A 23,340-nucleotide genomic window follows, 5' to 3' on the forward strand; every position below is an offset into this window, starting at 1 on the left:
TGAGCGTCCCCATGTGATGCCCTCAAACTCGCCAACCGCGCCGGAGGCACAGCGTAGGGCGGCCGATTTGAGCCCTACAACCCCTACAGGGGGACTCAGGGAGGTGATGCGGCGCAGGACGGGAGCGCATCGGCATATGCTGCGACGCTCCCGCCCTCATGTGACCCGCGTCATACCGGCGTTCGCGCCCGCGGAACCGCCGTCCGGCCCATCTCCGTTACCGCGAAGGGAAGTTGAGTTGTCACCTGGTCAGGCGCAGGGTGACGATCTGGTGCGGCCGCAGCTCGAGCCGGACGGACTCCGCGTCGTGCTCGGCCGGGCCGGTGGGGCGCTCCAGCAGATCGCAGACCGAGGCCGAGGCGATGGGGAAGCCGGCGGACAGTCGGGTGCGGACGCGTCCGCCGCGCGACTCGTACAGCCGCACCACCACATCGCCGCTGCCGTCGTCCGCGAGCTTGACCGCGCTGAGCACCACCGCGTCATCGCCCACCGCCACCAACGGCTCCACCACGGCGTCGCCCGGCACCCGCCGCTCCGGCAGGTTGATGCGGTAGCCCTCGCGCACCGCGTCGCCGACGGTCGCCCCCGGGGCCAGCGCATAGCGGAAGCGGTGCGCGCCCTGGTCGGTGCGCGGGTCGGGGAAGCGCGGCGCGCGCAGCAGCGACAGCCGCACCGTCGTGGTGGTGCCGGTGTCGGCCTCGCGGACCGTGCGGGTCACGTCGTAGCCGTAGGTGGAGTCGTTGACCAGCGCCACGCCCCAGCCGGGCTCCTCCAGGTGGACGAAGCGGTGCGCGCACGCCTCGAACTTCGCCGCGTCCCAACTGGTGTTGGTGTGTGTGGGTCGGTACAGGTGGCCGAACTGGGTCTCGGCCGCCACGCGGTCGGCGTGCAGATCCAGCGGGAAGGCGGCCTTCAGGAACTTCTCCGTCTCGTGCCAGTCCACCTCGGTGTCGATGTCCACCCGCCGCTCGCCAGCCGGCAGCGCGATCCGCTGCTCGACCCGCGAGGAGCCGAAGGAGCGCACCAGGCGCACCACGCCGTCCTCCAGCAGCTCCAGCGACTCGAGATCCGTCAGATCGGTGACGGTGTTGCGGTAGAAGTGGTCGACGTCCCAGGCGTCCCACATGTTCGGGAAGTCGGGGTGCAGCTGGAGCAGGTTGCCGGCCGCGCCCGGCGCGAGGGTCTCCCGGTCCGCCGCCACGTCGTACACCGACACGATCAGCCCGTGCGCGTCGATCTCCACCCGCAGCAGCCCGTTCTCCAGCACGAAGCCGAGCCCCTCGCGGGGCGCGGCCGACACCGCGGCCGCCCGGGTGCCCGGCTCCACCGGGGCCGCGCCGCCGCCCGGCACGCCGCCGCGCGCGTGCGGGGCCGCGTTGAAGACGACCGTCGTGCCCGCCTCGGCGTCACCGGCCAGCGCGGCCTGCGCCGCCCCGATGATCCCCGTCAGCTCCTCGGCGACCGCCGCGTACCGCTCCTCCGCCTCGCGGTGCACCCAGGCGATCGAGGAGCCCGGCAGGATGTCGTGGAACTGGAGCAGCAGCACCGTCTTCCACAGTCGGTCCAGCTCCTCGTGGGGATAGCGGAACCCGGCCCGCACCGCCGCCGTCGCCGCCCACAGCTCGGCCTCCCGCAGCAGGTGCTCGCTGCGCCGGTTGCCCTGCTTGGTCTTCGCCTGGCTGGTGAGCGTCGCCCGGTGCAGCTCCAGATACAGCTCGCCCACCCACACCGGGGCGTGCGGATACTCCGCGTGCGCCTTCTCGAAGAACGCCGACGGCTTCTCGAAGGTCACCCGCGCCGAACCCTCCAGGTCCGCCAGCCGCCGGGCGCGCGCCAGCATCTCCCGGGTGGTGCCGCCCCCGCCGTCGCCCCAGCCGGTGGGCGCCAGCGAGCGCGTCGCCGCGCCCTTCTCCTGGAAGTTGCGCACCGCGTGCGCCACCTCCTTGCCGGACAGCTGGGCGTTGTAGGTGTCGATCGGCGGGAAGTGGGTGAAGACGCGGGTGCCGTCGAGGCCCTCCCACCAGAAGGTGTGGTGGGGGAACTTGTTGGTCTGGCTCCAGGAGATCTTCTGGGTCAGGAACCACTTGGCGCCTGCCTGCCTCACCAGCTGCGGCAGCGCGGCCGAGTAGCCGAAGGTGTCCGGCAGCCACACCTCCTCCGTCTCGATCCCGAACTCCTCCAGGAAGAACCGCTTGCCGTGCACGAACTGCCGGGCCAGCGCCTCCGAGCCCGGCATGTTGGTGTCCGACTCCACCCACATGCCGCCCACGGGCACGAACCGGCCGTCCGCGACCGCCTTCTTCACCCGTGCGTACACCTCCGGCCGGTGCTCCTTGATCCAGGCGAACTGCTGCGCCTGCGACATGGCGTAGACGAACTCCGGCTCGTCCTCCAGCAGCGCCGTCATGTTGGAGGTGGTGCGCGCCACCTTGCGCACCGTCTCCCGCAGCGGCCACAGCCACGCCGAGTCGATGTGCGCGTGCCCGACCGCGCTGATCCGGTGGGCGGACGCGTGCGCGGGCGGGGCGAGGACGCCCGCGAGCCGCCCGCGGGCGCTCCCCGCCGTACCGCACACGTCCTGGAGGTCGACCGCGTCCAGTGCCCGCTCGACGGCGCGCAGGATCTCCCAGCGGCGCGGGGAGTCATCCGGCAGCTCCGCCATCAGCTCGCCCAGCACCTCCAGGTCCTGCACCAGCTCCCAGACCGTCTGGTCGAAGACCGCCAGGTCCATCCGGGCCAGCCGGTACCGCGGGGCGCTGCCCGCGGTCTCCCGGTCGCCCAGCTCGGTGGGGAGGAACGGGTGGTAGTCCAGGATCACCGGATTGGACGCCGCCTCGATGTGCAGCTCCACCGCCTCGCCGCCGACCGCCGGCACCGCCACCCGCACCCACTGGTTGCGCGGGTTGAGCCCCTTCACCGGCGAGCCGTCCGGCCGGTAGACCAGCCCCTCGCACTGGAAGCCCGGCATGTTCTCGTCGAACCCCAGGTCCAGCAGCGCCTCCACGGTGCGCCCGGCCCACGCCTGTGGCACGGTGCCGGTGACCGTGAACCAACTGGTGCCCCACGGCGGCCCCCACTGCGCGCCGACCTCGATCGGCGTGCGCGGGGCCGCCAGGCCCTCGGCGACGGGCACCGGCTCCCCGGGCGCGTCCCAGACCCCGACCGTCAGCGGCACGGACTCCGGGTACACGGCCGGGCGGATCCGCTCCTCCAGGACGCGCTTGAGGCGGGCTTCGGTGACGGCACGGTCGCTGTGCATGAGGTGGGGCGCTCCTTACGGCTCGGTGATCAGGGGGTGGCCACCGCGGTGACGGTCACCAGTCGTACGAGACGGCGGACGGGGCGGAGCAGGCGAACAGCTCGTCGACGGCCCGCACCTCGATGCGGGTCGCCGCCTCGCCGTCCACCCGGCGCAACGCGGGGACGTAGAACGCGGTGCCGCAGGTCCCACCGAGGAACCGGCGACCGCCCCCGGGCAGCACCTGATGCAGTTCGTAGTGGCGGACGGCGCCGGACGACCGGTCCCAGACCAGCCGGAGCGCCGCCGTTCCGTCGGAGTTCTGCTGCCCCGCCGCCACCTTCGGCACACCCGGCCGCGCGGGGGCGGCCGGTGCGGCGTTCCGCACCGCCAGGCCCCCCAGCCGCCAGCGCACCGGGCCACCGTCGGGCGCGGTGAGGCGCACGCCCAGGGCATGCAGGGTCCCCGCGCGCCGACCGGCGAGCCGCTTGCCGGGGCGCAGCGTGACGGTGGTCCAGCCCCCGCCGCCGGCCGGCGGCGTGCCCGCCGGGAGGTACGTGAAGCGGTACGGCCGGCCGGGCGCCCCCGGCTCCTCCAGGGCGACCGCCAGCTCCACCCGGACCGCGGCCGAACCGGAGTCCACGCGGTGCGCCAGCTCCACCACCGTCTCCGCCGCCAGCGGCAGCCGCACGGAGTACAGCTCCACCGTCGCGGGGGCGTCCAGCGCGCCGGAGACCAGCAGGCTGGAGCCGCCCCGCCAGGCGTCGGCGAAGTCGAAGCCGACGGCCGGCCGGGCCCCGGAGGTGCGCACCACCCAGCGCCGCCCCGGCAGCCGGTCCTGGAGCCCCAGGTGGCTCCACTCGGCCGTGGAGAGCGCCTCGCCCGCCTCGTACCACCCCAGCCCGTGGCCGGTGTTGAAGCTGGTGGCGAACGGCAGCGCGGCGACGGTCGAGCGGTCGGCGACCGACAGCGCGGGCGCCCGCCAGGAGCCGGTGCCGCCGGCGGGCGCGGACGGGTCCAGCGAGGGACCGGTCCAGAAGCGGTCGTCGCGGGCGTGGAAGGCGGCCGGTGTGCGCCGGCCCGCCGGCTGGCTGGTCCAGGTCCACTCCGGCCGGTAGAAGCCGTACGACACCACATGGGACCCGCTCGCGGGGACGATCGCGTCCCAGTCCACCGGGGTGTCCCAGCCGCGCGACTCCACGTCGACGCCCGCCCACAGCTCGTACCGGTCGCGGCCCAGGCTCCGCGCCAGCCGGCCGGACGCGGCCAGCCCCGAGCGCGTCCAGTCGAAGTTCACGAACATCGAGTCGCTGGCCCGGAAGAAGGAGTCGTTGCGCGAGTTGAGCGCGTTCTGCCAGCTCACCGCCCCGGACTCGACCATGGAGTCGTACCAGGTCACCCGCAGCCCGTCGGCCCGCTCCCGCAGGTGGAGCAGGAAGTCGCGCATGTCGGTGGCGAGTCGGGTGTCGCCGCCGCCGGTCTCGGCGTTGACGAACCAGCCGTCGAAGCCGTACGCCCGCGCCACCTGGAGCAGCTTGTCCGCGACCGGGAAGCCGCCGTCCGGACCGCGCCGCACCAGGTCCCGGGTCCACTGGAGCTGTCCGCCGTACGCCGCCGGTGGCAGGAATATGTTCCCGAGGACGGGCACGCCGTTGCGGTGCGCGGCGTCCACGACCGGCGCGTTGGGGGCCAGGATCAGCCCCTCGCCCGAGGAGCCGCCCCAGAAGACCAGCTCGTCGATGTAGGCCCAGTGGGTGAGGGCGTAAGTGTCGGCCTTCGTCGCGCCCTGCGAGGGGTTGAGCGAGGTGGGCGCGAAGGCCGCCAGCGCGCTGACCCGGGCCTGCCCGGCGCGGGCCGTCGGGTTCGGCGGCACCGGAGTGAAGCGCCGTGCCAGCGGCACGGTGGCGGTGTTGTACGGCAGGTCCGCGTCGTCCTCCGGCGTCCACCTCGCCAGGCTGCGCCACACCACCCCGGCGCCGGGGCTGCCGGCCGGAAGGCTGTCGGGGAACCAGTACGCGGCGTACGGCTGGAGGTCGGCCGCGGCGCCGGATCCCGCCGGGCCGGCGGCGGGGGCCGCGGCGGCCGCGCCGGCCGGGAGCGCGGCGGCGGCCGCCGTGCCGGCTCCGGCCAGCAGCAGATCGCGGCGGGTGGGGCGGGGTCGTGCGGGTCTGTCGGTCATGGTGTGCTCCTTGGGAAGAGGGACATCAGCCGATCCGCTCCGTCGTCAGGACGTCCGTGATGCCGCGGGCCGCGAGGTGCGCGGCGTCCGCCGCCCGCTCGGCCAGCACCACCGCCGGCCGCAGGCCGTGCGCCGCGGCCCGCATCCACGCCTCGAAGTAGGCGCCGCCGGGGGCGCACACCGCGCGGTCCGGCCCGGCCGCGCGCTCGCCGCCGTCGAGCTCGGCGGCGACGTCCAGGACCAGCGCCGTGGTGCGCGGCGCCGGCCCCCTGGACGTGTGCGGCGGCCGGTCCCGGACGAAGGCGGCGAGCGCCTCGGCGGCGGGCTTGCGACGGCGGTCGTTGGTCAGCAGGCCCAGGCCGTACTCCAGCTCCGGGAAGTCGGCCAGCGCCCGGTCCACGTCGTGTGAGCACCACCAGGTCACGCCCCACAGATCGGGGCAGTCGAGCGCGTGCTCCAGGGTCGCGAGGGTGAAGGCGGCGGCCCGCTCGGGCGGGATGTGCGGCGCCGGCGCCCCGACCTCCTGGAGCCACACCGGCCGACGCGGATCGTCCGCCCACGCCTTCGACAGCTCGATCAGGTAGGCGGCGTGGAGCTCGGTGGCGGCGCCCCGGGGTCCGTGGCGCTGGGCCGTGCCGTTGAAGACCCAGGAGTGCACGGCGGTCGCCGCGCCGATCCGGGCCGAGTGCGCCGGGGTGAAGGGGTGCCCGTCGTGGTACCAGGCGGCGTCGTACGAGGCGTGCAGGTGCAGCCGGCCCGGCGCGCCCTTCTCGCAGGCGTCCAGCATCCGCCGCAGCCAGTCGGCGGCCTGCTCCGCGGCGACCCGGTCCGGGTCGGGGTGCGGGGCGGCGGAGAACTGGTTGATCTCGTTGCCGACGGTCATGCCGATGAAGTTGGGCCGGTCCGCGAGGGCGGCGGCCAGCGTGCGCAGATAGGCCGCCTGGCCGTCGACCACCTCCGGGTCGGTGAACAGGTTGCGGCGGTGCCAGGTGGTGGTCCAGGACGGCACGAAGTCGAAGCTGGACAGATGGCCCTGGAGCCCGTCGACATTGACGTCCAGGCCCCGCTCGGCGGCCGCGTCGACCAGTGCCACGAGCTGTTCGACGGCGCGTGGCCGGATCAGGGTGCGATTGGGCTGGAAGAGCGGCCACAGCGGAAAGACCCGGATGTGGTCCAGGCCGAGCTCGGCGATGGAGTCCAGGTCCGCGCGCACCTCGTCCAGGTCGAAGTCCAGCCAGTGGTGGAACCAGCCGCGGGTGGGGGTGTAGTTGACGCCGAAGCGCAAGGAAGTCAGTCCCTTCAGCCGTGGGGTGTCCGGCCCGGCCCGATCGGGCCACGCCGGGGCGGCGGGGTGGTTCAGCCCTTGACGGCGCCCTCGTCGACGCCCTTGAAGAAGTACCGCTGGAGGCAGACGAACATCACGACGAGCGGGGCGACCGCGATGATCGTGCCGGCCGCGACCAGCCGCGGGTTGTTGGCGAAGGTGCCGTGCAGATAGTTCAGCCCGACGGTCAGGGTGAACTTGTCGGAGTCGGAGAGCACGATGAGGGGCCACAGGAAGTCGTCCCAGGCGCCCATGAAGGCGAAGACGGCGACGACCGCGAGGGTCCCCTTCACGGACGGCAGCGCGACACGGGTGAAGCGCTGCCAGACGTTGGCGCCGTCGATCACGGCCGCCTCTTCGAGCTCGTACGGCACGTTGGAGAAGGCGTTCCGCATCAGCATCACATTGAGCGCGCTCACCGCGCCGGGCAGCACCACCGCGATGAGGGTGTTGTTGAGCTCCAGCTCCCGCATGGTGGTGAACTGGGCGATGATGATGGACTCCAAGGGGACCAGCAGTGCCATCACGAAGGCCAGCGTGGCGGCCCCGCGGCCGCAAAAGCGCAGCCGGGCCAGCGCGTAGCCGGCCATGGCCGCGCCGACGCAGTTGGTGACCACGTTGGCCAGCGCGACCTTCAGCGAGTTCAGCGCGTAGTCCCAGACCGGAATGGTGTCGGCGACCTTGCGGTAGTTGTCGAGGGTCGGCTGCTCGGGGAGGAAGCGCGGCGGCGAGGTGTAGATGTCCTCCGTGCCGCCCTTCAGCGAGGTGGACAGCTGCCACACGAACGGCCCGACGGTGATCGCCAGGACGAGCAGCAGCAGGACGTAGCGCAGCGCCTTCTCCCAGCCGGAGGTCCGCATCAGCGCCCCCCTCCCCGCTCGGACCGGCCTTCGCGGTGGTTCGGGGCGCCCCGGTCGTCCCGGTCGGCGCGCAGCACCAGCAGCATCAGCAGCAGCGCGATGGCGAAGACGACCAGCGAGATCGCGGAGGCGTAGCCCACCCGGCCGTTGAGCCCGGTGCCCACCCGGTGCACCAGCATCACCAGTGTGGTGTCCTCGCCCGCCGGTCCGCCGCTCGGCCCGGCCAGCAGATAGACCTCGGCGAAGACCTTGAAGGCGGCGACGGAGGAGAGCGCGCCGACCAGCACCATGGTGGAGCGCACGGACGGCACGGTGACGCTGAGGAAGCGACGGAAGGCCCCCGCGCCGTCGACCGCGGCCGCCTCGTGCAGCTCGCGCGGCACGTTCGACAGCGCGGCCAGGTAAATGATCATGTAGTAGCCCAGCCCCTTCCACACCGTCAGGGCCATCGCGCTGAACAGCAGCAGCCACTGGTCGCCGAGGAACTCCACCGGGCCCGCGCCGAGGAACTCGAGCATGGCGTTGACCAGACCCCGGTCGTCCAGCATCCAGCCCCAGATCAGCGAGACCACGACGAGCGAGGCGACGACCGGGGTGTAGAAGGCGGACCGGAAGAACGCGACGCCGGGGATCTGCTTGTGCACCAGCAGCGCGAGCAGCAGCGGCAGCAGCACGGTGCAGGGCACGACCAGGGCCACGTACAGCAGGCTGTTGCGCAGGCCCACCCAGAACTGCTCGTCGTCCAGCATGGTGCGGAAGTTCTCCAGCCCCACCCAGGTCCCGTCGGTCAGCGTCCGCTTGTCGGTGAACGCCGTGGAGACCGTGGTGAGGAACGGATAGAGGCTGAAGGCGGTCACGACCACCAGGCCGGGCAGCAGGAGCAGCCAGGGGCTGCCGGCCCAGTGGGTGCGTACGGCGCGGCGGCGCGGCGGCCGGTCGCCCGGCCGGGGCGCGGCGGGGTGCTCCGCGGGGTCCCCGGGGATCGGCCGGGCGGGCGCGGTGGCGGGGCGGCCCATCAGCTCTGCCGCAGCAGCTTGTTGCTCTGCTCGACGGCGTCGTCCAGCGCGTCCTGGGGCGACTTCCTGCCCTGGAGCGCCTTGGCCACCTCGTTCTGGAGCACGGTCTTCATCTCGTCGCTCATGACGACGGGGGTGTAGTTGACGGCCCCCTTCAGCATCCGGGCCGCGGCGACCCGGACCCGGCTCTCGTCGCTGCCGTCGTCCCTGGACCAGTACGCCTTCTCCAGCGAGCCCCTGGTGCTGGGGAAGATCGCGACCTCGTGGGCGAAGGACTCCTGGTTCTCCTTGTCGGTGACGAAGTGCGCGAAGGCGACGGCCGCCGCCTTGTGCTCGCTCCGCTCGTTGACCGCGAGTCCCATCACGTACATGTTCGGCTTGCCGGTGTTGTTGGGCGCGTCGGTGATGCCCAGGTTCTCGTAGAGGCTCGGCGCGTCCCGCTTGAAGGTCTCCAGGTCGTGGGCGCTGCCCGGATTGATGGCGACCTTCTGCTCCAGGAACCGCTGACCCGCCTTCTCCGGGGTCATCGTCAGCGCCTGCGAGTCCAGCCCGCCGTTGTCGTACAGCTCCTTGTACCTCGTCAGCAGCTCGACGCCCTTCGGCTCGTTGTAGGTGAACTCGGTCGCGTCGGCATCGGTCAGCCTGACGCCGTAGCGGCCGAAGTCCTCGACGGTGGGGGTGCCCGCCAGCGTGGCGACCTTCCCGTCCGACGTCTTCGCCATGGCGTTGGCGTGCGCGAAGAGTTCGTCGAAGCTCTTCGGGGGCTTCTCCGGATCCAGCCCCGCCTTCCGGAACAGCGCCTTGTTGTAGAAGAGCGGGCCGGTGTTCAGATACCAGGGGAAGGCATAGGTGCCGTCCAGGCCGGGCAGCGCGTTCCCCCGCCACGCCTCCGGGGTGTACTCGCCCTTGAACCTGGCGCTCGCCTCGGACTTGTCCAGATTCATCAGCAGACCGGCCTTGGCTAGGGGATACGCCAGGTCGGGGGAGACGTTGACGACATCGGGCAGATCGCCCGAACCCGCGTCCGCGCTGAGCTTCTCCGCGTAGTTCTCGGCCGGCTGGTCCAGCCACTTGACCTCGACGTCCGGGTAGCGGTTCTCGAACTTCTCGATCAGCTCGTTGAAATAGTCCTTGAAGTTCGCCCGCAGGTTCCAGGTCTGGAAGCTGATCTCGCCCTCGATCCGGCCGTTCGCGCTGCTACCGCCCCCGCCGTCATCCGATCCGCAACCGGTCAGCAGCAGTGCCGACAGGGCGAGCGGCACGGTGGTGGCGATGGCTCTACGGAAGAGGGGCATGACGGGCGTTCTCCTTCGGTCGGGCCGGGAGGTTGCGTCAAGAAGCTGCACCCGTACGGGGGTTCGAGTCAAGTCTTCCGCAACGAACTAATGCGCTTTAGTCTGTTGGTGCTCAAGCGCTTTAGCTGAACGCCTCTCCCCGCCGGGGCGGACGGCTCACGCGCGGGATGCTGATCTGTGTGTCGCACGGCTCCAGGAGGACCTCGATGCGCCGGACCCCGGCCCGACGCCCCACCATGAAGGACATCGCGCGCCGCGCCGGCGTGTCGGAGAGCGCGGTCTCCTTCGCCCTGAACGACCGGCCCGGTGTCTCGGCGGCCACCCGCGACCGGGTGCGGCGCGTCGCCGAACAGCTGGGCTGGCAGCCCAGCACCGCCGCCCGCGCGCTCTCCGGCGAGGGCTCGGCCACGGTCGGGCTGGTGCTGGCCCGGCCCGCCTCCACCCTCGGCGTGGAGTCGTTCTTCCTGCAACTGGTCTCCGGCGTGCAGGAGGCTCTCTCGCCGCGCCGGCTCGGGCTGCTCTTCCAGGTGGTGCCGGACCTCGACGCCGAGTGCGCCACCTACCGCCGCTGGTGGGCCGAACACCGCGTGGACGGGCTGCTGGTGGTCGACCCCCGCGCCGCCGACCCACGCCCCGAGCTGCTCACCGCGCTCGGCCTGCCGGCCGTGGTGATCGGCACCCTGCCCGCACCGCTCGCCGACCGGCCGGCGATCTCCAACATCTGGGCGGACGACACCGGCGCCATGGCCTCGATCGTCGACCACCTCCACGAGCTGGGGCACCGTCGCATCGTCCACATCGCCGGGCTGCCCGACCTCGCCCACACCCGCGACCGCGTCGACTCGCTGCGCGCGGAGGCCGCGCGCCGCGGGCTCGCCGACGTGTGCTCGGTGCCCACCGACTACTCCGACGCGCAGGGCGCGGCCGCCACCCGTCGGATGCTGGCGCAGGACCGGCCGCCCACCGCCCTCGTCTACGACAACGACGTGATGGCCGTGGCCGGGCTCGCCGTCGCCGCGGAGCTCGGCCTCGCGGTCCCCGCCGACGTGTCCATCGTGGCCTGGGACGACTCGGTGCTGTGCCGCAGCACCCACCCCTCACTCACCGCCCTGGTCCGCGACACCGCCACCTACGGGCGGCACGCCGCCGAGCAGCTGATCGCGCTGCTCGACGGCGGGCCGGCGGTGTGCGTCCAGGACGAGCTGCCGCGACTGGCGCCGCGCGCCAGCACGGCTCCGCCGCCGGCCTGAGTCGAGGCCGGCGGCGGAGCCGGACGGCGTGGCCGCGTCGAGCCGTGCGACGGGTCCCGGGCCGCCCGCCCGGGACCACGCCTTACGCCGGCACCGCCAGCGACAGCGCGAAACGGCCCTCGCGGTCCGTCCACCACTGGCGCAGCGCCAGCCCGGCGGCGGCCAGCTCGGTCCGCACGCTCTCCTGCCGGAACTTCGCGGAGACCTCGGTGCGCAGCTCCTCCCCGGCGGAGAAGTGCACCGCGAGATCCATCGAGGGGAACTTGACGGTGAGCGCCGCACGGGCGCGCAGTCGCATCTCGATCCACTCGTGCGCGGGGTCCCAGACGGCGACATGGTCGAAGTCGGCGGAGTCGAAGTCGGCGCCCAGTTCGCGGTTGAGGACGGCCAGGACGTTCTTGTTGAACTCCGCGGTCACCCCCTGGGCGTCGTCGTACGCCGCCACCAGCGTCGCCTCGTCCTTGACCAGGTCGGTGCCGAGGAGCAGCGCGTCACCGGGCTCCAGCAGATCGGCCACGGCGGTGAGGAAACGGTTCCTCTCCGGGGGCAGCAGATTGCCGATGGTGCTGCCCAGGAACGCCAGCAGCCGCGGGCCCGGTGTGTCCGGCAGCTCCAGACCCTCCTGGAAGTCGGCGACCAGGGCGTGCACATGCAGGGTCGGATGCTCGGCCAGCAGCCCCTCGCCCGCCTGCCGCAGGGCGCTGTCGCTGACGTCCACCGGGACGTACGAGTGCAGCTGCGGCAGGGCGCGCAGCAGATAGCGGGTCTTCTCCGAGGAGCCGGAGCCCAGCTCGACGAGGGTGCGGGCGGCGGTGGTGGCGGCGATGTCGGGGGCCCGCTCGATGAGGATCTCCCGCTCCGCCCGCGTCGGGTAGTACTCGGGGAGCTCGGTGATCCGGTCGAACAGCTCGCTGCCCCGCGCGTCGTAGAACCACTTGGGCGGCAGCTGCTTGGAGGTGCGGGTCAGGCCGTCGGCCACATCGGCGCGCAGCGCGGCGGACGTGGTGTCGACCGGGAGGGTGCGGGTCAGGCTGAACGGGCTCACGCGGAGGGCTCCTTGAGCGGGGTACGGAGTACGTCGGTGCGGGTGGCGCTGAGCAGGGTGTGGTCGGGGACCTCCGTCCAGAGCGGATCGTCGTCGTACGGCTCCGAGGCGACGACGACGGCCCGGCCCGGTTCGGCGCGGTACCAGAGCGTGTCGCCCCACGCGGTGGCGGCGATGGTCTCGCCGTCGGTGAGCAGCAGGTTCAGCCGGGAGTCGGGCGCGGCCGCCGCGACCTCCCGGGTGGTCTCGGCCAGCGCCTCGGGCGCCGGGTAGCCCTCCCGGAGCCGGTGCAGCAGCAGCGCCCACACCAGCGCGGAGTCGCAGCGCGCCTCCAACAGGAGCAGTTCGCCGGCCGGCAGCCCGGCGGCGAGCCGGGACAGCGAGTGCGGCCAGCCGCGGATCGCCCCGTTGTGGCTGAACAGCCAGTCGTCCCCGGCGAACGGCGCCGCGGCCGCCTCCCCGTCGGCGCTGGCCTCGGTGGCGTCCCGTACCGCGCCGAGCAGCGCGCGCGTGCGCACCACCCGGGCCAGGTCCGCGAACGAGGCGTCGGCCCACATCGGCCCGGACCGGCGGTATCGCGCGGGCCGCGGGTCGCCCGGGGCGTACCAGCCGACGCCGAACCCGTCGGCGTTGACCGTCCCGTGCACCTGTCGACGGGGCGCCCACGCCTGTCGGTAGAGCGAGTGCGGCGGACGCACCAGGACCTCGCCGATGGCCACGTCCGGTCCCAGGTAAGCGAGGTGTCGGCACATCAGTCCGTCCTCCCTCGCACGTCGTCCACGCGGTGCTGCGACGGGCTCGGCCCGGTGAGGGCGGGCCGTCGGGCCTCCGGGCGTCGCGGTCGGGCCGCGGCGCCCCCCGAAGGGGTGCGGGGGTCAGGCATCGCGGGCCTCCCGTTCCGCGTCCCGCGCGGTGCGGAAACCGGAGAAGATCTGCCGCCGGACGGGCAGGTCCCAGTTGCGGAAGGTGCCGCGGCAGGCGACGGGGTCCACGGCGAAGGAACCGCCGCGCAGCACCTTGTGGGTGCCGCCGAAGAAGACCTCGGAGTACTCGCGGTAGGGGAAGGCGGCGAAGCCGGGGTAGGGCAGGAAGTCGCTGGCCGTCCACTCCCACACGTCGCCGATCAGCTGCCGCACGCCCAGCGGCGAGGCGCCGCGCGGATAGCTGCCCACGGGGGCGGGCTGGAGATGGCGCTGGCCCAGGTTGGCGAGGTCGGGGGTGGGGTCGGCGTCGCCCCACGGATAGCGCCGGGAGCGGTCGGCGTCCGGGTCGTGCCGGGCGGCCTTCTCCCATTCCGCCTCGGTGGGCAGCCGGCGCCCGGCCCAGCGGGCGTAGGCGTCGGCCTCGTACCAGCTCACGTGCAGCACGGGTTCGGCGGGCGGCACCGGCTCGGTCACCCCGAAGCGGCGGCGCAGCCACTGGTCGCCCTCGCGGCGCCAGAACAGCGGCGCGTGCAGCCCGTGCTCACGGATGTGGGCCCAGCCCTCGGCGGTCCACCACCGCTCCCGCTCGTAGCCGCCGTCCTCGATGAACCGCTGGTAGGCGGCGTTGCTGACCGGCACCGTGTCGATGTGGAAGCCCGGCACCTCGACGCGGTGCGCGGGGCGCTCGTTGTCCAGCGCCCAGGGCTCGGCGGAGGTGCCCATGGTGAACGGGCCGCCGGGGACGAAGACCTCGGCGGGCAGCGCGGCGTCGACGGGCCCCGGCGGCGGGGGCGCGTGCAGGACGGCCGGGCCGCGCCGCAGCTGGTGGGTGATGAGCATGGTCTCGTCGTGCTGCTGCTCATGCTGGGCGATCATGCCGAAGGCGAAGCCCGCGTCGACCAGCGGATCGCCGTGCAGCGCGGCGCGCTCCAACACGTCCAGGACCCGGCCGCGCACCTCGCCGACGTAGCGGTGCGCCTCGTCGGGGGGCAGCAGGGGCAGCGAGGGGCGCGTGGCGCGCGGGTGCTCGAAGGCGTCGTAGACCGAGTCGATCTCCGGGCGCAGCGCCTCCTGGCCGCCGACGGAGCGCAGCAGCCACTGCTCCTCCTGGTTGCCGATGTGGGCGAGGTCCCAGACGAGAGGGGACATCAGGGGGGAGTGCTGGGCGGTGAGATCGCGCTCGTCGACGCAGTCGGTGAGGGCGCGGGTGCGTTCGCGGGCGGTGCGCAGCGCGCGCTCGGCCCGCTCCCGTATGGCGTCCGGATCGAGCGGTGCGGAGCCCTCGGGGGCCGCGGGCGTCTGGTGGGGGGTGGCGGCCTCGGGCGCGGTCATGGCCGGCGCTCCTTCCCGGTGGGGGCGGCCCCGGCGACGGGGGCCGTCAGATCGTCGGCCGGACATCGGCCACGGGCGACGTAGCGGTCGGTGAAGTCGGCGACGGCGGTGAGGATCCGGTCCGAGGCGCCGATGCGCGGCAGGGCCTCCAGGGCGGTGGCGAAGCAGCTCACGGCGGCGGCGTGCAACTCGGGGTCGGTCAGGGCGTGCCGGGCGGCGTTGCGCCAGAGCGCGTTGCGGGGTGCCGGCGCGCCGCCGGCGGTCTCCGCCAGCGGCTTGACCACGCGGTAGACGGTCTCGGCCGCCTCGGGGTCGTCGAAGAGCGCGGCGGTGACGGCGAGCGGGACGATCCAGCCGTCCTCGCCCGACTGTGCGTCGATCATGCGCAGTTCGAGGTGGCCACGCGGTCGGACCGGGGGGAAGAGGGTGGTGATGTGGTAGTCGAGATCCTCGATGTCCGGCGGCCGGGGCCGTCCGCGCCGCACCCACTGACGAAACGTCAACCCGTCGGCCAACGGCCACGGCCCGTGGTCGGAGCGGATGAACATCACCGGCGCGTCCAGCACATACGCCGACCAGGCGGCGCGCGGATCGCGGTCGTCGGGCGGGGCGAGCGTGCGGCCGGGGTCCATGGCGGCCCAGACGGCCTGCCGGGTGGAGCGGTAGCCGGTGGGAACCCCCCGCGCGAGAGGGGAGTTGGCGAACGCGGCGGTCAGCACCGCGCCCAACAGGTGGGCCAGCCGCCAGCGCCGCCCCACCCCCAGCGGCCCCGGCTCGGCGTGGCCGGCGTCCACGCAGACCTGTACCGAGGCCGTGCAGCACATCATGGAGCGCCCGGCCGTCCCGAAGCGGTCGAAGTACCGCTCCATCGAGGCGTAGCGGTGGTCGGTGAGCAGCCGGCGCGGCGGATGCCAGGGGTTGTGGCCGTGGCCGGCGATGCCGAGCCCCATGCGGGCCAGTAGATCGCGCACCAGGGCCAGATCCGCGGAGGTGTCGGCCACACAGGCGGTGAGCGAGGCGCAGGGGCGGGAGCTGAGCTCCAGCTGGCCGCCGGGTTCGAAGGTGAGCGCGGAGCGCAGCGGCAGTTCGCGCAGCGCGGCCACCGCGGCGTGCAGCCGGGCGGGGGCGACGGGAGTCGCCGGGTCGCGCAGGTCGTGCATGAGCCATTCCAGCTCGATGCCGATGAATCGGGGTGGTCCGGTCTTGAAGCAGATGCCGCGCACATGGGCCTCCATGTCGGCCTCGGCGGGCGAGATCCCGCCCGACCGCATCGCGGCGCGCATCGCCTTGTCCTCGGGCACAGCCATCTCCTGTCCCGTCCCGGTGATCGGCCCGCGGGGTGCGAGCCGGTATGCCGTCCTCCACCTAAACGTGCCATGGTCGCCGGGCTCAAGAGTGCCTACAGAGTTACACAAGAGTTCACGAGGCGCAGGGCGAGACAGCAGCCACACGCGCACCCTGCGTGACCGGCGGCGTCCCGGACGCCTCCGCGCGCTCCGACGCGCCTGTTCCCCAGAGGCCGACCGACCGCTTAGTATGCCGCGCGGCGCGGCACCGCGCGCCACGAGGACCGCTTGCGGGAGGCCATCTGATGCGGGCATGGCGAGTACACGAGAACGGCGAACCGCGCGAGGTGATGCGGCTGGAAGACGTGCCCGAGCCGGTCGCCGGCCCCGGCCAACTGCTGGTGCGGGTGCGGGCGGCCAATGTGAACTTCCCCGACGCGCTGCTGTGCCGAGGCCGGTACCAGGTGCGGCCACCGCTGCCGTTCACCCCCGGCGTCGAGCTGTGCGCCGAGGTCCTCGCGGTCGGCGAGGGGGCGCGGGGCGAGGTCGGGGCGCGCGTCCTGGCCACCCCCGTGCTGCCCGCGGGCGGCTTTGCCGAGCGCGCCGCCGTGTCCGCCGCGAGCGCGCTGCCGGCCCCGGAGACGCTGGACGACGCCGAGGCCGCCGCGCTCCACATCGGTTACCAGACCGGCTGGTTCGGGCTGCACCGCCGGGCCCGGCTCCAGGCCGGCGAGACGCTGCTGGTGCACGCCGCCGCCGGCGGTGTCGGCAGCGCCGCCGTACAACTCGGCAAGGCGGCCGGGGCCACCGTCATCGGTGTCGTCGGCGGCGCCGAGAAGGCGCGGGCCGCCCGCGAACTGGGCTGCGACCTGGTCGTCGACCGACACGCCGAGGACGTCGTCTCCGCCGTCAAGGAGGCGACCGGCGGTCGGGGCGCGGACGTCGTCTACGACCCGGTCGGCGGCACGGCCTTCACCCAGTCCACCAAGTGCGTGGCCTTCGAAGGCCGGATCGTGGTCGTCGGCTTCGCCGGCGGCACCGTCCCCGCCCCGCCGCTCAACCACGTCCTCATCAAGAACTACGCGATCCTCGGCCTGCATTGGGGGCTCTACAACACCCACGACCCGGCCGCGGTGCGCGCCTGCCACGACGCGCTGACCAAGCTCGCCGCACAGGGCGCCATCGCCCCGCTGGTCAGCGAGCGGGTCCCGTTGGAGGCGGCGGCCGACGCGGTCCAACGGGTCGCCGACGGCGCCACCACCGGCCGCGTGGTCGTCGTCCCCGGCCTGTCGGGGGAGGCGCGATGACCCACGACGAGGCGATGACCCACGACAACCCGCGGCCGAGCGGCGGAGCCGACGGCGGTGGTGCCGATGTCGGTGGGGTCGACGGCGGTGGTGCCGATGTCGGTGGGGTCGACGGCGGCGGCACCGACGCAGACCAGGCGCGCCACAGGGTGCGCGAGCTGCTGGCCGCCCATCCGCCCGCGACCACCCCTCGGCTCGACTTCCTGCGCGCCCGCTTCGACGCCGGACTGGCCTGGGTGCACTACCCCGAGGGCCTCGGCGGACTGGGCGCGCCGCGCGCCCTCCAGACCGTGGTGGACGCGGAGTTGGCGGCGGCCGGCGCCCCCGACAACGAGCCCCGCCGGATCGGGATCGGACTCGGCATGGCCGCCCCGACCATCCTCGGCTACGGCACCGACGAGCAGCGCCGCCGACTGCTGCGCCCGCTGTGGACCGGGGAGGAGGTGTGGTGCCAGCTGTTCAGCGAGCCGGGCGCCGGCTCCGACCTCGCCGCGCTCGCCACCCGTGCGGTACGGGACGGCGACGACTGGGTGGTGGACGGCCAGAAGGTGTGGACGTCCAGCGCGCACCTCGCCCGCTGGGCGATCCTCATCGCCCGCACCGACCCCGAACTGCCCAAGCACCGCGGCATCACGTACTTCGTCTGCGACATGACCCACCCCGGGGTCGAGGTCAGGCCGCTGCGGCAGATCACCGGCGAGGCCGAGTTCAACGAGGTCTTCCTCACCGGGGTGCGGATCCCCGACAGCGCGCGGCTGGGCCCGGTCGGCGAGGGCTGGCGGGTGGCCCAGACCACCCTGATGAACGAGCGGGTCGCCATCGGCGGCGGCCGCGTCCCGCGCGAGGGTGGCATGATCGGCATCGTCGCCGACACCTGGCGCGACCGCCCCGAACTCCGCACCCACGACCTGCATCAGCGCCTGCTGCGGCTGTGGGTGGAGGCCGAGGTCGCGCGGCTGGCGGGCGAGCGGCTCGGCCAGCGGCTCGCCCACGGCCAGCCGGGTCCCGAGGGGTCGGCCATGAAGCTCGCCTTCGCCCGGCTCAACCAGGAGATCAGCGGACTGGAGGTCGAGCTGCTCGGGGAAGAGGGCCTCGGCTACGACGACTGGACACTACGCCGCCCCGAACTCGTCGACTTCACCGGGCGCGAGGCGGGCTACCGCTATCTGCGCGCCAAGGGCAACTCGATCGAGGGCGGCACCTCGGAGGTGCTGCTGAACATCGTCGCCGAACGGGTGCTCGGGCTGCCGCCGGAGCCACGCGCCGACAAGGACGTCCCATGGAAGGACCTGCCGCGATGAGCACGCCCCGTTCGGAAGCGTCCCGTTCCGACGCGCCCCGTTCCGAAACCCCCCGACCCGAAGCCCACCGCCCCGAAGCACCCCGAGCCGACGCACTTCGCCCCGACGTGCCCCGGGCTGGGACTCCGCACCCCGCCGACCTGCTCTACTCCGAGGCCGAGGAGGACCTCCGGGCGGCCGTGCGGGCACTGCTCGACGATCGCTGCCCGCCGGCCGCCGTGCTCGCCGCGGCCGAGGCGGGACGCCCGTACGACGCCCCGCTGTGGGACACGCTCGGCCGCGACATCGGCGCGGCCGGGCTGCTGGTGCCCGAGAAGCTGGGCGGGCAGGGCGCCACCGCGCGGGAGGCGGCCGTGGTCCTGGAGGAGCTCGGCCGTTCCGTCGCACCGCTGCCGTACCTCACCAGTGCCGTCCTCGCGGTGCGGACCCTGCTCGGCTGCGACCCCGAGGCGGAGGAGGAGGTGCGGGGTCTGCTCGGCCGGCTCGCCGCCGGCCGCGCCACCGCCGCCCTGGCCGTGCCGCTCTCCACCGCCCCCGGCGGCGCGCCGCGGCCGACCGTACGGGCCGACGCCGACGGGCGACTCACCGGGCGGGTCACCGGCGTGGCCGGGGCGATCGGCGCGAGCACGCTGCTGGTCCCCGCCGACAGCGGGCTGTACGCCGTGGCCGCGGACGCCGCCGGGGTCCGGACCACCCCGGTCACCTCCCTGGACCTCACCCGCCCGCTCGCCACCGTCGACCTCGACCGGGCGGCCGCCCGGCGGCTGGCGCCGGCGGAACGCGCCGCGGCCGCGGTCGACCGCGCGCTGCTCACCGGCGCCGGGCTGCTCGCCTCCGAACAGCTGGGCCTCGCCGAGTGGTGCCTGGCGGAGACCGTGCGGCACACCCGCGAGCGGCACCAGTTCGGCCGGCCCATCGGCTCCTTCCAGGCGCTCAAGCACCGGATGGCCGCGCTCTGGCTGGAGCTGGTCTCCGCGCGGGCCGCGGCCCGCAACGCGGCCGACGCGCTGGCCGCCGACAGCCCCGACACCCCGGTGGCGGTCGCGGTCGCACAGGCGTACTGCGCCCGCGTCGCCGTGCACGCCGCCGAGGAGTGCGTCCAACTGCACGGTGGCATCGGGATGACCTGGGAACACCCCGCGCACCTCTACCTCAAGCGCGCCAAGAGTGCGGAGATCGCGCTGGGCACCCCCGGCCGGCATCGCGAGCGCCTCGCCGTCCTGGTCGGCATCCCGTCCCCCACCAGCTGAAACGCTCAGGCCGGCACCGACCCGGAGCTTTCCGGCCCGGTGCCGGCCCACCCCTGGCCGTGAGGTTTAATTGCAAACTGTTCGCAATAAAGCAAGATCTTCAGCAGGGGTGTGGGGGCATGACGGCCCGGACGATACGGACGGTGGCCGCCGCGGTGACGGCGGCGACTCTACTGGCGGGCGCCACGGCCTGCTCGACGCCGAGTGACAGCAAGGGCGGTGGCACCGAGGCCCTCGTCGTCGGCATCGCCAACGAACCGGAGACCCTCAACCCCCTCCTCGGCTTCGGCAAGGACGGCAACTCCAAGATCTTCGAGGGGCTGCTCCGCCACGACGCCGGGATGAGGCTCGTCCCCGCCCTCGCCGCCGCCCTGCCCAAGGTCTCCGACGACGGCCGGACCTACACGTACCCCCTCCGCCGGGGCGTGAACTTCAGCGACGGCGAGCCGCTGACCGCCGACGACGTGGTCTTCACCTACCAGACCATCCTCGACAAGAAGACCAACAACCCCTCCAAGGGGGAGCTGGACGCCATCGAGTCGGTCCGCGCCAAGGGCGACGACACCGTGGTCTTCACCCTGAAGTACCCCTACGCGGCCTTCGCCGAGCGCACCGTGCTGCCCATCGCCCCCGAACACGCCGCGGGCGGGCAGAACGTCAACACCGGCCCCTTCAACACCGCGCCCGTCGGCACCGGCCCGTACATGCTCACCCACTGGAGCAAGGGCGAGAAGATCAGCTTCAAGGCCAACCCGCACTACTGGGGCGGCACGCCGAAGGTGAAGAAGCTCACCATGGCGATCATCAAGGACGACGACATGCGCGCCACCCGGCTGCGCTCCGGCGACCTGGACGGCGCGATCCTGCCGCCCAACCTCGCCAAGACCTTCGCCAAGGACAAGAGCAAGCGGACCATCACCGCCAAGACCACCGACTTCCGCGCCGTCACCCTCCCCACCGACAACGAGGTCACCGGCGACACGGCGGTGCGCCGGGCCCTCGACCTCGCCGTGGACCGCCGCGCGATGGTCGACGCCATCCTCGAAGGCGCCGGTACGGAGGCCTACGGCCCGGTGCCCGGCGGCAGCCGGTGGTTCGCCAAGGGCACCGAGCGCGCACACGACCTCGCCCAGGCCCAGCGGATCCTGGACGAGGCCGGCTGGAAGCCCGGCGAGGACGGCGTCCGGGAGAAGGACGGACAGCCCGCCGCCTTCACCCTCTGGTACCCCTCCGGCGACAAGCTCCGCCAGGAACACGCCCTCGCCTTCGCCGCCGACGCCAAGAAGGCCGGCATCAAGGCGACCGTGCAGAGCGGCACCTGGGAGGTCATCGAGCCCCGGATGAAGAAGGACGCGGTGCTCGCCGGCGGCGGCAACCCCGCCGACCCGGACTTCGACCTGTACAACCTGCTCCACTCCGCCCTCGCCGGCGACGGCTTCAACAACATGGCGCGCTACGCCAACCCCGACGTCGACCGGGCCCTGGAGGAAGGCCGGCGCAGCGGCGACCAGGCCGAGCGCAAGCGCGCCTACGACACCGTCCAGCGCGAGCTCGAGGACGACCCCGGCTATGTCTTCCTCACCCACGTCGACCACCGCTATGTGATGCGGGACGCCTGGGACGGCCCGAGCACCCAGGTCGAGCCGCACGACCACGGCCTGGGGGCCGGCCCGTGGTGGGACGTCGAGGACTGGGCGCCGAAGAGGTGACGCCCCGCCAGACCGGCCCCCGGCTGCCCTGGGGGCCGATGGCGCGCATGGCGGGGCGGCGGCTGCTGTTCGCCGTCCCGGTCCTCCTCGCCGTCACCTTCGGCGTCTTCGCCATCGCCGCCGCGTCGCCCTTCGACCCCGCGCGCGCCTACGCGGGGTCGGCCGGGCTGAGCGCCGGGCAGGACACCCTCGACCAGCTCCGCGTCAACCTGCACGCCGACGACCCGTTCACCGTCCGCTGGTGGCGCTGGCTCACCGCCGCGTTCCACGGCGACCTCGGCGACTCCAGCGCGCTGCGCCAGCCCGTCTCCCAGGTCATCGGCGAGCGCATCGGCTGGTCCGTGCTGCTGTGCGCGGTCGCCTTCACGCTCGCCCTCGTCCTCGGCACCCTGCTGGGCGTGCTCGCGGCCCGCCGTCGCGGCGGCCTCCTGGACCGCGCGGTCACCGGCGCCGCGTACGCCCTCGAAGCGGCGCCGCCGTTCTGGATCGGGCTGCTCGCCGTCTGGTTCTTCGCGCTCAGGCTCGGCGCGCTCCCGGCCGGCGGCCTCACCGACACCGGCAGCGACATCGTCACCGCCGACCAGGTCGCCCGCCATCTGGTGCTGCCCGCCGCCGTGCTGGCGGTCTCCCAGCTCCCGTGGTTCGTGCTGTACGTGCGGCAGGGCGTCGGCGACGCGCTGGAGGAGGACCCGGTGCGCGGCGCCCGCGCCCGCGGACTGAGCGAGCGCACCGTGGTGCTCCGGCACGCCCTGCGCAGCGGACTGCTGCCGGTGCTGACCCTCGTCGGCTCCCGGGTGCCCGAGCTGATCACCGGGGCGCTGCTGGTGGAGACCGTCTTCAGCTGGCCGGGCATCGCCTCCGCCACCGTCGAGGCCGCCACCAGTGTCGACTTCCCGCTGCTGGCCGCCCTCACGGTGTTGGCCACCGCCGCCGTGCTGGCCGGCAATCTCCTCTCCGACCTGCTGTACGGTCTGGCCGACCCGAGGGTGGGGTTCGATGGCTGACCGCCTCCCCGGGGAGCCGGCGAAGACCACCGACGCGCCCGGCACGGCGTCCACGCCCGGCACGGTCTCCGCCCCCGGCACGGTCTCCGCGCCCGGCACCGGGGCCGGGTTCGCGTCCGGCGCCGAGGCGCCGGTGGTCTGGCGTGACCGGGGCCGGGCGCGAGACGGCTTCCGTACGCTGCGTGTGCGCGTGTCGGCCGTGCTGGTCGCGGTCGTGGTGCTGGCGGTGTTGTTGGTGCCGGCGCTGGTGCCGCTGGACGAGCAGGCCGTCGATCTGACGTCCAAGCTGCTGCCGCCGTCGGCCGCGCACCCCTTCGGCACCGACGACGTCGGCCGCGACCTGCTGCTGCGCAGCGTCTACGGGCTGCGCGTCTCACTGCTGGTGGGCGTGGTCGCGGCGCTGGTCGCCACGCTCGTCGGCACCGCGATCGGCGCCCTCGCCGGGGCCCTCGGGGGCTGGGCCGACCGGCTGCTGATGCGGCTCGTGGACCTCTTCTCCTCGGTGCCCCATCTGCTGCTGGGCATCTTCGTGGTCGCCATGTTCCGGCCGGGCATCTGGCCGGTGATCGCCTCCGTGGCGCTGACCCACTGGCTGTCCACCGCCCGGATCGTGCGTGCCGAGGTGCTCTCGCTGCGCTCGCGCCCGTACGTCGACGCGGCGATCTCCGGCGGCGCCTCGCGCTGGCGCGTCGCCGTGCGCCATCTGCTCCCCGGTGTCGCTCCGCAGGCCGGTCTCGCCGCCGTGCTCATGGTCCCGCACGCCATCTGGCACGAGTCGGCGCTCTCCTTCCTCGGGCTGGGGCTGCCGGCCCACGAGGCGAGCCTCGGCACGATGGTGCAGAGCGCGCGAGGCTCGCTGCTCGCCGGTGACTGGTGGCCGACGCTGTTCCCGGGCCTGTTCATCATCGTCCCCACCCTCGCCATCGCCGGCCTCGCGGGCGCCTGGCGGGAGCGGATCAACCCGCGCCGGCGATCGGAGCTGATGCTGTGATGACCCCGTCCCGGCGCCTCGCCGCGAAGG

17 protein-coding genes are annotated in these 23,340 nt (G+C 73.7%); 7 read left to right on the forward strand and 10 right to left on the reverse strand.

The window, feature by feature from the left end; translation table 11 throughout:
- Window positions 1–241 precede the first annotated feature (241 nt).
- The 6 genes from CD790_RS27285 to CD790_RS27310 all read right to left on the reverse strand — a co-directional run bounded on the left by CD790_RS27285 (window position 242) and on the right by CD790_RS27310 (window position 9,912).
- Window positions 242–3,259 (reverse strand): glycoside hydrolase family 38 C-terminal domain-containing protein, encoded by a 3,018-nt coding sequence (locus CD790_RS27285; protein ID WP_144386007.1) that lies wholly within the window; start codon window positions 3,257–3,259, stop codon window positions 242–244.
- A gap of 55 nt (window positions 3,260–3,314) precedes the next feature.
- Window positions 3,315–5,417, reverse strand: a complete 2,103-nt coding sequence (locus tag CD790_RS27290) for an endo-beta-N-acetylglucosaminidase (protein WP_144386008.1) — start codon at window positions 5,415–5,417, stop codon at window positions 3,315–3,317.
- Between the two features lie 25 nt (window positions 5,418–5,442).
- On the reverse strand, window positions 5,443–6,702 hold the full coding sequence (locus tag CD790_RS27295) for a glycosyl hydrolase (protein WP_399218298.1): 1,260 nt from the start codon (window positions 6,700–6,702) through the stop codon (window positions 5,443–5,445).
- A gap of 71 nt (window positions 6,703–6,773) precedes the next feature.
- Window positions 6,774–7,601: a carbohydrate ABC transporter permease gene (locus CD790_RS27300; protein WP_144386009.1), complete on the reverse strand. Its 828-nt coding sequence runs from the start codon at window positions 7,599–7,601 to the stop codon at window positions 6,774–6,776.
- Window positions 7,601–8,617, reverse strand: coding sequence for a carbohydrate ABC transporter permease (locus CD790_RS27305; RefSeq protein ID WP_144386010.1), 1,017 nt, complete (start codon window positions 8,615–8,617; stop codon window positions 7,601–7,603). The genes CD790_RS27300 and CD790_RS27305 overlap by 1 nt, the downstream gene beginning before the upstream one ends.
- On the reverse strand, window positions 8,617–9,912 hold the full coding sequence (locus tag CD790_RS27310; protein WP_144386011.1) for an extracellular solute-binding protein: 1,296 nt from the start codon (window positions 9,910–9,912) through the stop codon (window positions 8,617–8,619). The genes CD790_RS27305 and CD790_RS27310 overlap by 1 nt, the downstream gene beginning before the upstream one ends.
- A gap of 206 nt (window positions 9,913–10,118) precedes the next feature.
- Between CD790_RS27310 and CD790_RS27315 the strand changes: the two genes are divergently transcribed.
- Complete coding sequence (locus CD790_RS27315) at window positions 10,119–11,162, forward strand: LacI family DNA-binding transcriptional regulator (protein WP_144386012.1); 1,044 nt, start codon at window positions 10,119–10,121, stop codon at window positions 11,160–11,162.
- Window positions 11,163–11,244: 82 nt separating this feature from the next.
- On the opposite strand, the gene egtD is transcribed toward CD790_RS27315, so the two are convergent.
- From egtD to egtA, 4 genes are all read right to left on the reverse strand, one after another.
- On the reverse strand, window positions 11,245–12,207 hold the full coding sequence (gene egtD, locus CD790_RS27320) for an L-histidine N(alpha)-methyltransferase (protein ID WP_144386013.1): 963 nt from the start codon (window positions 12,205–12,207) through the stop codon (window positions 11,245–11,247).
- A complete protein-coding gene (egtC, locus tag CD790_RS27325) occupies window positions 12,204–12,959 on the reverse strand; it encodes an ergothioneine biosynthesis protein EgtC (protein WP_144386014.1) in 756 nt (251 codons plus the stop codon). The genes egtD and egtC overlap by 4 nt, the downstream gene beginning before the upstream one ends.
- A gap of 123 nt (window positions 12,960–13,082) precedes the next feature.
- Window positions 13,083–14,462 carry an ergothioneine biosynthesis protein EgtB gene (egtB, locus tag CD790_RS27330; RefSeq protein ID WP_144386015.1) on the reverse strand — a complete coding sequence of 460 codons (1,380 nt, stop codon included), beginning with the start codon at window positions 14,460–14,462 and terminating at the stop codon, window positions 13,083–13,085.
- Complete coding sequence (egtA, locus tag CD790_RS27335; RefSeq protein WP_144386123.1) at window positions 14,459–15,745, reverse strand: ergothioneine biosynthesis glutamate--cysteine ligase EgtA; 1,287 nt, start codon at window positions 15,743–15,745, stop codon at window positions 14,459–14,461. Before egtA ends, egtB begins: the two co-directional genes overlap by 4 nt.
- Window positions 15,746–16,053: 308 nt before the next feature.
- Here egtA and CD790_RS27340 point away from each other — a divergent pair, with 308 nt between their 5' ends.
- The 6 genes from CD790_RS27340 (at window position 16,054) to CD790_RS27370 (ending at window position 23,310) form a co-directional block, all read left to right on the forward strand.
- Window positions 16,054–17,055: an NADPH:quinone oxidoreductase family protein gene (locus tag CD790_RS27340; protein ID WP_144386016.1), complete on the forward strand. Its 1,002-nt coding sequence runs from the start codon at window positions 16,054–16,056 to the stop codon at window positions 17,053–17,055.
- A complete protein-coding gene (locus CD790_RS27350; protein ID WP_260867910.1) occupies window positions 17,052–18,356 on the forward strand; it encodes an acyl-CoA dehydrogenase family protein in 1,305 nt (434 codons plus the stop codon). Before CD790_RS27340 ends, CD790_RS27350 begins: the two co-directional genes overlap by 4 nt.
- A 107-nt stretch (window positions 18,357–18,463) precedes the next feature.
- Window positions 18,464–19,606 carry an acyl-CoA dehydrogenase family protein gene (locus tag CD790_RS27355; protein WP_260867911.1) on the forward strand — a complete coding sequence of 381 codons (1,143 nt, stop codon included), beginning with the start codon at window positions 18,464–18,466 and terminating at the stop codon, window positions 19,604–19,606.
- Window positions 19,607–19,725: 119 nt separating this feature from the next.
- A complete protein-coding gene (locus CD790_RS27360) occupies window positions 19,726–21,315 on the forward strand; it encodes an ABC transporter substrate-binding protein (protein ID WP_144386020.1) in 1,590 nt (529 codons plus the stop codon).
- A gap of 38 nt (window positions 21,316–21,353) precedes the next feature.
- Window positions 21,354–22,319 carry an ABC transporter permease gene (locus CD790_RS27365; RefSeq protein ID WP_144386124.1) on the forward strand — a complete coding sequence of 322 codons (966 nt, stop codon included), beginning with the start codon at window positions 21,354–21,356 and terminating at the stop codon, window positions 22,317–22,319.
- Window positions 22,312–23,310 (forward strand): ABC transporter permease, encoded by a 999-nt coding sequence (locus CD790_RS27370; protein ID WP_144386021.1) that lies wholly within the window; start codon window positions 22,312–22,314, stop codon window positions 23,308–23,310. The genes CD790_RS27365 and CD790_RS27370 overlap by 8 nt, the downstream gene beginning before the upstream one ends.
- Window positions 23,311–23,340 lie beyond the last annotated feature (30 nt).

It is taken from the genome of Streptomyces sp. SAJ15 (assembly GCF_007595705.1).
In the GTDB taxonomy this organism is placed as follows: Bacteria; Actinomycetota; Actinomycetes; order Streptomycetales; family Streptomycetaceae; genus Streptomyces.